General features: G+C 72.1%; 7 protein-coding genes. 3 read left to right on the top strand and 4 right to left on the bottom strand.

Translation table 11 applies throughout. The annotated features are described in order from the left end of the window. Positions 1-2,381, top strand: a 2,381-nt coding sequence (locus AB0B89_RS32230; RefSeq protein ID WP_358560327.1) for a DEAD/DEAH box helicase, incomplete at its 5' end; no start/stop codon positions are given. Position 2,382: 1 nt separating this feature from the next. Further along, on the top strand, positions 2,383-3,204 hold the full coding sequence (locus AB0B89_RS32225) for an SWIM zinc finger family protein (RefSeq protein WP_358560325.1): 822 nt from the start codon (positions 2,383-2,385) through the stop codon (positions 3,202-3,204). 184 nt (positions 3,205-3,388) lie between these two features. Here AB0B89_RS32225 and AB0B89_RS32220 read toward each other — a convergent pair whose 3' ends face one another. The 3 genes from AB0B89_RS32220 to AB0B89_RS32210 all read right to left on the bottom strand — a co-directional run bounded on the left by AB0B89_RS32220 (position 3,389) and on the right by AB0B89_RS32210 (position 8,252). Continuing rightward, complete coding sequence (locus tag AB0B89_RS32220) at positions 3,389-4,768, bottom strand: discoidin domain-containing protein (RefSeq protein ID WP_358560323.1); 1,380 nt, start codon at positions 4,766-4,768, stop codon at positions 3,389-3,391. Between the two features lie 314 nt (positions 4,769-5,082). Next, on the bottom strand, positions 5,083-7,545 hold the full coding sequence (locus AB0B89_RS32215) for a VIT domain-containing protein (RefSeq protein WP_358560321.1): 2,463 nt from the start codon (positions 7,543-7,545) through the stop codon (positions 5,083-5,085). Beyond that, positions 7,542-8,252, bottom strand: a complete 711-nt coding sequence (locus AB0B89_RS32210; protein WP_358560319.1) for a MerR family transcriptional regulator — start codon at positions 8,250-8,252, stop codon at positions 7,542-7,544. Before AB0B89_RS32210 ends, AB0B89_RS32215 begins: the two co-directional genes overlap by 4 nt. Before the next feature lie 112 nt (positions 8,253-8,364). On the opposite strand from AB0B89_RS32210, the gene AB0B89_RS32205 reads away from it, so the two are divergent. Next, positions 8,365-8,832 (top strand): DNA starvation/stationary phase protection protein, encoded by a 468-nt coding sequence (locus tag AB0B89_RS32205; RefSeq protein WP_358560318.1) that lies wholly within the window; start codon positions 8,365-8,367, stop codon positions 8,830-8,832. A gap of 72 nt (positions 8,833-8,904) precedes the next feature. Here AB0B89_RS32205 and AB0B89_RS32200 read toward each other — a convergent pair. Then, a partial coding sequence (locus AB0B89_RS32200) for a hypothetical protein (protein WP_358560316.1) occupies positions 8,905-9,435 on the bottom strand: 531 nt, incomplete at its 5' end.

The following is a 9,435-nucleotide window of genomic DNA, read 5'->3' as shown; positions in this document are numbered from 1 at the left end:
TGACGCGCCGGTCGCTGCCAGAACGGCTGCTGCGCGGCAACCGCGCCGGCCCCAAAAGCCCCCTGGCCGACCGATGGCTGCTCGGCCTCACCGGCGAGGACGCCGCGCTCCCCGACGCCGAGCCGAGCGAGGTGAGGCGGCTCGGCAAGGCGCTCCGCGACTGGATGGAGTCGGCGCACCAGCTCGACGGGCCCATCAGGGTCTGCTTCCGCCTCAGCGAGCCCGAGGGCGACGACGACGCCTGGGAGCTGGAGTTCGCCCTCCAATCGGTCGACGACCCGAGCCTGTACGTGCCGGCCTCGCTGATCTGGGAGGGCAGGCGCGTGCCCGGCCTGCCCAGACGCCCGGACGAGACCCTGCTCGCCGGCCTCGGCCGGGCCGTACGGCTCTGCCCCGACCTGTACACGGCCCTGCACACCCAGGCGCCCTCCCGCATGGTGGTGGACACCGCCTGGGCGTTCGGGTTCCTGCGCCGCGCCGCGCCCCTGCTCCAGGCCGCCGGGTACGGCGTACTGCTGCCGGCGTGGGCGGGACGCAAGGGGCTCGGCCTCAAGCTCACCACGCGCTCCCGTACGGGCACGACGGCCCGCGCGGCGGCGGGGCAGGGGTTCGGCCTGGGCGAGCTGGTGGACTTCAAGGTCGATCTGGCCGTCGGCGATCACACGATCAGCGAGGAGGAGCTGGAGGAGCTGGCCAGGCTCAAGGTCCCTCTCGTGCGCGTGCGCGGCCAGTGGGTCGAGCTGGACGACCGCCAGCTCAAGGCGGCGCTGTCGGCGATCGAACGACGCCGGGCGGGCGAGATGACCGTGGCCGAGGTGCTCCAGGAGGTCGTGAACGGCGGCGAGGAGGACCTGCCGCTGGTCGGCGTGGACGCCGACGGCATGCTCGGGGACCTGCTCTCGGGAGAGGCCGACCGCCGCCTGGCGGCGGTCGCCACCCCGGACACCTTCAACGGCAGCCTGCGCCCCTACCAGGAACGCGGCCTGTCGTGGCTGAGCTTCCTGTCCAAGGTCGGCCTCGGAGGAATCCTCGCGGACGACATGGGATTGGGAAAAACCGCCCAAACCTTGTCATTGTTGCTGGAGGAGCGTGGCGAGGGGGCGGTGGCGCCGACGTTGCTGGTGTGCCCGATGTCACTGGTGAGCAACTGGCAGAAGGAGGCGGCGCGGTTCGCGCCCTCGCTGCGGGTGTACGTCCACCACGGGGGCACGCGCAAGCGGGACGAGGAGCTGGCGGCGGTGGTCCGGGAGGCCGATCTGGTCGTCACCACCTACGGCACGGCGCTCAGGGACGCCGGGGTCCTCGCGGGGTTCCCCTGGGGACGGGTGGTCTGCGACGAGGCCCAGGCGATCAAGAACAGCGACGCGCGCCAGGCCCAGGCCGTACGGTCCATCCCGGCGCGCACGCGGCTGGCGCTGACCGGCACCCCGGTGGAGAACCACCTCGCGGAGCTCTGGTCGATCATGGAGTTCTGCAACCCCGGCCTGCTCGGCCCGGCGAGGCGGTTCCGGGAGCGCTACCAGGAGCCGATCGAGGCGCGCGGCGACGAGGACGCGGCCAGGGCGCTCAAGCGGGCCACGGGGCCGTTCGTCCTGCGCCGGCTGAAGACCGACAAGACGATCATCTCCGACCTGCCCGAGAAGCTGGAGATGAAGGTCTGGTGCACGCTCACGACCGAGCAGGCCAGCCTGTACCAGGCGGTCGTGAACGACATGCTGGCCAAGATCGACGACAGTGAGGGGATCGAGCGGCGCGGCAACGTGCTGGCGACGATGACCCGGCTCAAACAGGTCTGCAACCATCCCGCCCACCTGCTCAAGGACGGCTCGCGGCTGGCCGGGCGCTCCGGGAAGCTCGCGCGGCTGGAGGAGCTGGCCGGGGAGATCGTCGAGGAGGGGGACAAGGCGCTGGTCTTCACGCAGTACGCCGAGTTCGGGTCGCTGCTCCAGCCCTACCTCGCGGCCCACCTCGACCGTCCCGTGCTGTGGCTGCACGGCGGGCTGCCCAAGAGGAAGCGTGACGAGCTTGTCGACCGCTTCCAGAACGACGACGAGCCGATGATCTTCCTGCTGTCCCTCAAGGCAGCGGGGACCGGGCTGAACCTCACCGCGGCCAACCACGTGATCCACGTGGACCGGTGGTGGAACCCGGCCGTGGAGGACCAGGCCACCGACCGGGCGTTCCGCATCGGCCAGACCAGGAACGTGCAGGTCAGGAAGTTCATCTGTGTGGGAACGCTGGAGGAGCGGATCGACGAGATGATCGAGCGCAAGAAGGCCCTGGCCGAGAGCGTCGTCGGCACCGGCGAGGACTGGATCACCGGCCTGTCGACCGAGCAGTTGCGCGAGCTGTTCCGCCTCGGCCCCGAGGCGGTGAGCTGACATGCCGGTCGGGAAGGACGGGTGGTTCGAGGCCTCCGCGCCCATCCGGGTGGAGGGCGGCATCCAGGCGCGCAGCAGGCGCGGGTCCATCGGCGAGCAGTGGTGGTCCCGGCGGTTCATCGACCTGCTCGAACGCGTCTGCGACGCGGGCAGGCTCGCCCGCGGCCGGTCGTACGCCAGGAGGGGGCAGGTGCTGGAGATCGACCTTTCGCCCGGCGTGGTGAAGGCCAGGGTGCAGGGGTCGCGGCCCGAGCCGTACCGGGTGTCGGTCAGGATTCCCGCGTACGGCCCGGCCGACTGGGCGGGGATCGAGGAGTCGCTGGCCGGGCAGGCGCTGTACCGCGCCAAGCTGCTGGCCGGGGAGATGCCGACCGAGATCGTGGAGGTCTTCGACGCGCTCGCGCTGCCGCTCTTCCCCGCCGAGCTGGACATGGAGTGCTCGTGCCCCGACTGGGGTTTCCCCTGCAAGCACCTGTCTGCCGTGCTCTACCTGCTGGCCGAGGCGTTCGACCGGGACCCGTTCCTGGTGCTCGCCTGGCGCGGGCGGGGCAAGGAGGAACTGCTGGACGCCCTGCGGGGGATCGCGGTCGAGGAGGAGTCGCCGGATCCGCTGCACGTGGAGGACGTGCCTCTCGGTGATCGGGCCGGCGACTTCTACTCATCGCCGGTGCCGCTGAGCCGCCTGAGGCCTCGGTCCGGCAACCCGGCCGCGCCCCCGGAGCTCCTGCTGCGCGCCCTTCCGCCCCCGCCGGTCAAGGTGCGTCACATCCCCCTGCTGGACATCCTCCGCCCGGCCTACCGGGAGCTCGGCCCGGGTTCCTGAAACGGGAATGTCCCGAGGGAATTCTTCTCGTGCCGCCGGGCGCCGGATGATCGAAATGGCGGTCGTCCACGGAGAACAATCGATGACGTAATTAAGAGAGCGCTCTCTTGGATTCTTGTCCGCCCGGTCGCCGCCGCGTGCCGTCCACAGGCACGCGGCGGCCCTCACCGGAGAGGGTGGTCCACTAGCTGCCGTTGACGGCGAACTCCCATAGCGAGTAGCCGTACTGGGTGGCGCGCTGGGTGCCGTTCACCCTGATGTACCGGCCCGTGCCGGTCACCGCCAGGTCGTCGGTCCCGCCGTCACCGGTGGTGGTGGAGTAGATGTTCGTCCACGTGTTGCCGTCCGGCGAGGTCTGGATCTGGTACGCCTTGCCGTAGGCGGCCTCCCAGGTCAGTTTCACGTGGTTGATGGCGTACGACCGGCCGAGGTCGACCCGCAGCCACTGGGGGTCGCTGAAGGCGCTCGACCACCGGGTGCCGGCGTCGCCGTCGGTCGCGTTCGCGGCGGCCGTGCCGGCGTTCTCGGTCGAGGACGCCGTGGTGGGCTTGCCCTGGGCGATGTTCGTTCCGCCGCCCCCGCCGCCCGGCGCCTTGTTGTAGACGGCGACGTAGTCGATGTTCATCTGGCCGCCGGAGACCGTGCTGGCGTTGGGCCCGCCGCCGAAGGCGTCGGGGAACCCACCGCCCATCGCCAGGTCGTAGATGATGAAGAACGGGTGGTCCACCGCCTTGGTCCAGGTGGCGGCGTCCACGCGGTTCGCCGGGAGGGTGAAGTAGTTGTTCCCGTCGAGGTACCAGCGGATCTGCTCGGGGCTGGTCGAGCGGTCGATCTCCACCGCGTAGTTGTGGTAGCCCGTCTGGCAGCCGGCGCACGCGCGCTCGCCGCTGCCGATGCCGGTCGACTCGTTGCACACGCCACCGGGGTTGGTGCCGCAGTGCAGCGTGCCGAAGACCGAACTCCGGCCGTTGATGTCCTCCAGGATGTCGATCTCACCGCTGGTCGGCCACGGGACCCCGGCGCGCAGGTCGGCGCCGAGCATCCAGAAGGCCGGCCAGTACCCGGCGCCGTTCGCGGTGGTCACGTTCGGCTGCTGGATGACCGACTCCATGCGCACGACGCCCCCGGCGGGCGCCCCGAACGTCGCCGCCTGGGTCTCGATGCGGCCCGACGTCCAGCCCGTGCGCGGGGCCGTGCCCGAGTGCAGGGCCCTGAGCACGAGGTGCCCGGCGCCGTCGTGGAAGACGTTCGCCGTGCTGTTGGTCATCGTCTCGATCTCGCCGGTGCCGAAGTTGCTGCCGGGACCGGTGTCGTACTTCCAGTTCCCGGTGTTCACGCCGGTTCCCGCCGCGCCGTTGAACTCGTCGCTCCAGGTCAGCGTGAAACCGGGCGGGGGTGCCGGGGCGGCGGCGTTGGCGGTGCCGGGAACGGTCACGGCGCCGAGGGTCGCGACCCCGGCCGTGCCGAGCAGCAGTGCCAGGGCGGAGCCTGCGGCCTTGAGGCGCGGCGACAGGCGTTTGCCCGCACCGCCTCCCACGTCTCTGCTTGTGCGCTTGCCTAACATCGTCTCTCCCTTGGTGGAAGACCGATCGGCGAACGACGGCGGTCCCGGGTCCAGGTGGTGTCGCGTTTTCTGTCCGCCGAGACAGGGACGAGGGGGATGAGCGTACCGGCCATCGATCACCGGTGCGTGCCGGGGGTAGCAGATCGGTCGAACTACAGTGAGAGAGCGCTCTCCGCCGAGAAGTATCATCACTTCACGACGGCTCGTCAATAGGTCCGTAACTTTCCGGAAACAGGCCGAGCGTGAATCGGCCCGTTCACCTCGGTGAAACGGAGAAGGGCCCGGGGGCGCCCGGCCCCCGGGCCCCGAAAGCGCTAGGAACGCTTCCAGAACGGCGGACGGCGGCCGTGCGGCGCGTCCTGCCCGCCCGCGTGACCGGAGCCCGCCGCGTGACCGGAGCCCGCCGCGTCAGCGGAACCCGCCGTGGTGCCGGTCAGCTCGCCGAGCACCGTGACCGCGCGGAGCCACAGGCGGTCCACGTCCGCGCCCGGCGCCTCGCACGCCGACAGCTCGCGGGCCAGGACCGACAGCTCGGTGTCGCCGCCGCCGACGTACGCCGCGAGGGCGGCCAGGCGGCTGCCGAGGTCGGCCAGGTAGAGCCGCCGCTCGGGCGTGGGAAGCGACTCCCGCTCGCGCAGCCGCGCGAGCTCCTCCACCAGCTGAGGCCGTACCAGGTCGGGCGAATGCGGGACCGGCGGGGCGGTCGGGGCCATCTTCGGGCTCGCCGCGCGGGCGAACAGACCGCCACGGGGAGCCGGGCGGGGGAACGCCTTGGGAGCGCCGGGCGCGCCGCCGGCCGCCACGGGACCGCTCTCGTGCGCGCCGAGAGTGAGGATCGCCGGTGCGGCGTCCCTGGTGTACGCGACCGGGGCGGCGGCCATCATCGGAGCGGCGGTGACCGGGCCGGGCATGTCCCAGCCGCTCGGCGGCTCCACGGGCTGGATGACCCGGTGCCCCGGCCCGCCGTCGGCGACGACGCGCGTGTCCACGGCCACGAAGGCGGTGAACCGGCACAGCACCCCGTGCCTGAGCGAGGTCTCGACGATCTCCCGCTCCAGGCCGTGCTCGCCGGTCGCGTAGCGGTCCTCCAGGCGGCGCAGGTGCGCCCGCGCCCAGATGGCCCTGGCCGCGTCTCCCTCGGCCGCCGCCCCCTCCAGCCGCCGCTCCCACGGCTGCCCGTCCTCGGCGAGGCCGTGCACGGTCACCGCCCCGCGAGCGGGACCCCGGAACCTCCCCGACACGGTCAGGGGCACGCCGGAGTACAGCGACCCGAGGTGGGTCACCGTGCCCGGGAGCACATCGAGCCCGTCGGCCTTGAGCGACAGGCCGGTGACCAGCGGGGAGCCGATCCGGTGGTGGATGTGTTCCATCGCCTCGTCCAGGCGGTCCTCGGACTCCACCAGCTCGCAGCGGCCCGAGCCGAGGCCCGCGAGCCTGCCGAGGAAGCCCGCGTTGACGGCCCGGTCGATGCCGACGGTGTGGACCCGCACGGCGGCCAGCCGCGTGCCGAGGAGTTGGAGGATCTGGTCCTCGTTGCCGACCTGGCCGTCGGTGACCAGGACGAGCACCCGCTCCCTGGTGGAGTCGTCCAGCAGGCCGAGCGCCTGCTCCATCGGTTCCAGGATCTCGGTGCCGCCCCGGGCCTCCAGCCGGGCGAGGTGCTCGACCGCGCGGTAGCGGTTGCGGTCGGTCGCGGGGACGAGCCCGGCGTCGAGGCTGTCGGGCCGTTCGACGACGCTGTCGAACGACAGCACCGCGAACCGGTCGACCGAGGTCAGCGTGTCGACGATGCGCGCCGCCGCGCGGCGGGCGGCGACGATCTTCCATCCGCCCATGCTGCCGGAGCGGTCGAGGAGCAGCGTCACGTCCCTCGGCCGCCGCGCCGCCCGCCCGTCCTGCTCCGGCGGCAGCACGGTGAGCGTGAAGGTGCCGTCGCCGTCACCGTCGCCGTCACCGGGTCCGCCTGTCTCGCGGTCCGGTACGAGCGTGAGCGAGCTGGAGGCGGTGAACTCCAGGCGCAGGACGAAGTCGCGGTCGAGCCGCTCGCCAGGCTGGAGCCGGACGACGCCCTCCTCCTCGGTGACCACGTGCAGGCTGGACCGCATCTCCCGCAGGTCGAGCCCGCCCGGGTCCACGCGGGCCGTGAGCGACAGCCGCACCGGGTCGGGGAAGCCGGGAAGCAGCACCGGGGGAGTGATCCGCGACGCGTCCGGCACGGCGTCGGTGTCGGGGGCCACGCCGTCCCCCGCCGAGTGGCCGTCGAGCGGGGTGCCCGGGATGTAACGGGGCGCCACGACGAGAGGGAAGCGGAAGGTCGCGGCGCCGTCCTCGTACGGAAGCGGCTGGCTGAGCGTCAGCCGCACCGTCACCCGCTCGCCGGGCACGATGTTGCCGACCCGCATGGTGAAGACGTCCGGGCGCTCCTCCTCGGCGATGGCGGCCCGCCGCCCCTCGGAAACGGCCTGGTCGTAGTCCTGCCGGGCCTGGCCGCGCTCCTTCAGGACGCCCTCGACCACCCGGCCGTCCGCCTCCATGCGGAAGGCGGTCACCGCCGCCCTGTCGGGCAGCGGGAAGACGTAGGTCGCCTCAAGCGGCACGTCGTAGGGGTTGCGGAACCCCTGGGCGACCTCCACGCCGCAGGTGAGGGCGGTGATGCGGGCGTCCACCTCGACGCTCTCCAGCGGGAGGTTCCCCTTCCCGGTCCGCAGCGCGCCCAGCCCCGCGTCGGGCAGCGGGGTGTACTCACCGGGCTTCAACGCGGTGATCTGAACAGTCATGATTGCATCCCTTCGGACGGGGATCGGTCGAGGTCGGGGTTGACGGGATGGGCGGCGGCCGAGCCGGACAGGCCCCGGTCGCGGAGTACGGCGAGAAGTGGCGCGGCGGCCTCCTGGATCGCGGCGATGTCGCCGGGCCCGGCCGCCCGCCCTTCGAGCAGCAGAGTGACCCCCGGCGCGAGCCGCACGCCGTGGACGAGCCCGGGGAGGCGCGCGCCTGGAGGGGCGTCGCCGTCGAGGCCGGGCAGGCCCGCGGGCACGGCTGCGGCGGCGGGCTCCGGGGCGGCCTCGGCGGGGGCCGCCGGCCGTTGCGCCCAGAAGCGCGGGCGGGCGGCCGGAAGGCCCGGCTTCCCGTCGAGGTCGCCGTCGGGGCCGGTGCCACCGGGCGGGAGGCCGTCCGCGGGGATGTTCGCGATGGCTTCGAGCGTGGAGTCGGCCGCGCCCGCCAGCTCGGCCTGGATGTCGGCGATGGAACGACCGTCGGCCTGCCGGCGTTTGACCGCGATCAGCTGGAGGAGGTGGCGCCTGCCGTACAGCGCGACCCTGCCCCGGCGGGTCAGCGGCGGGTCGAGCAGGCCGATCGTCGTGTACCACCGGATGAGCCGCTCGTTGGGCACGTCGCGAACCCGGCCGTTGGGCCGCTGCGTGGGGCGCAGTGTGGTCGCCGCCCGCTCCGCCAGCTCGCCGATGGTCCAGGTGTCACTCATACCTCGATAATGACACTGCAATCATTACAGTGTCAACGTTTAGAACGACGCAGACCGGTTAGGGCGTTCTAGGTACGAAGGCCATAAACGACTCTTGAGGGGGAGAAACTTCATGGCCCAGATCACCAGCCCTCTTTCAGGCGACAACCAGAAGATCACCGGTGAGGCCCTCCAGGGCGCGCTCATCGACCTGCTCGACCTCTCACTGGCGGGCAAGCAGGCTCACTGGAATCTGATCGGGCGCAACTTCCGGTCGCTGCACCTGCAGCTGGACGAGATCGTCGGCATCGCGAGGAACCGCGCCGACGACGCGGCGGAGCGTGCCGTGGCCCTCGGGGTCAACCCCGACGGGCGCGTGGCCACCGTCGCCCGCGACACCCAGATCCACCCGCTCGACGCGGGCTACATCGACGACGGGAAGGTCGTCGCGGCGTTCACCGACATCCTCGGAGCCGTCATCTCGCGCATGCGCGAGCGTGTGAACACGACGGAAGAGGCCGATCCGGTCACGCAGGACCTCCTCATCGAGATCACCCAGGACCTGGAGAAGCAGCACTGGATGATCCAGGCGCAGCGCTGAGCGATTTCGGGCTCTCCGGGTGGTCAAGGCCCGGAGGCCGTCCATCCGTTCCGGCAGCGCCGGAGCAGGGCGTCAGAGCAGGTCGCGCGCGAGGTAGGCGATCGAGGGCCGGGCGGACAGCAGGGCGCGCAGCGCGTCCCAGCGGGCCGTTCCGGCCCTCGCGTTACTCAGCAGCCCCGCCTCGGTGAGGGCGCCCGCCCATTCGTCATCTCTCGCGCCGGCCGCCGCGCGCTCCAGCCGGTCGAGCACCGTCTGACCGCTCCCGCGCTGTGGCCCGCCCGGCTCGGGGAAGGCCTGCGGCCGCGCGTGTCCCACGCTGTCCGCTTCCCGTGCCAGCAGGGAGAGCAGATGCGGCCAGCGGATCGTCAGCACCGCGAGCTTGGCCACCTCCTCGTCGCTCGCCCGTGGCGCTCCGGCCAGGGCGCGCCTGTAGGTGACGACGGAGTAGAACCGGAACACGTTCACATACCTCTTGAGCTCCCGCGGATTGCTCAGCGTGAGCGCGGGAAGAGCCCGCTCGATGGCGGCGTACGCGTTCTGGTCGCTGTAGAGCTCGTCGTAGACGCGGTCGGCGGCGAGCCGCGCGGCGGCCGACAGCCCGCC

The sequence above is a fragment of the Sphaerisporangium sp. NPDC049002 genome (assembly GCF_040649355.1).
Classification (GTDB): Bacteria; Actinomycetota; Actinomycetes; order Streptosporangiales; family Streptosporangiaceae; genus Sphaerisporangium.
Note: the sequence above shows the minus strand (reverse complement) of the source record. Positions and strands in the feature narration are given on the sequence as shown.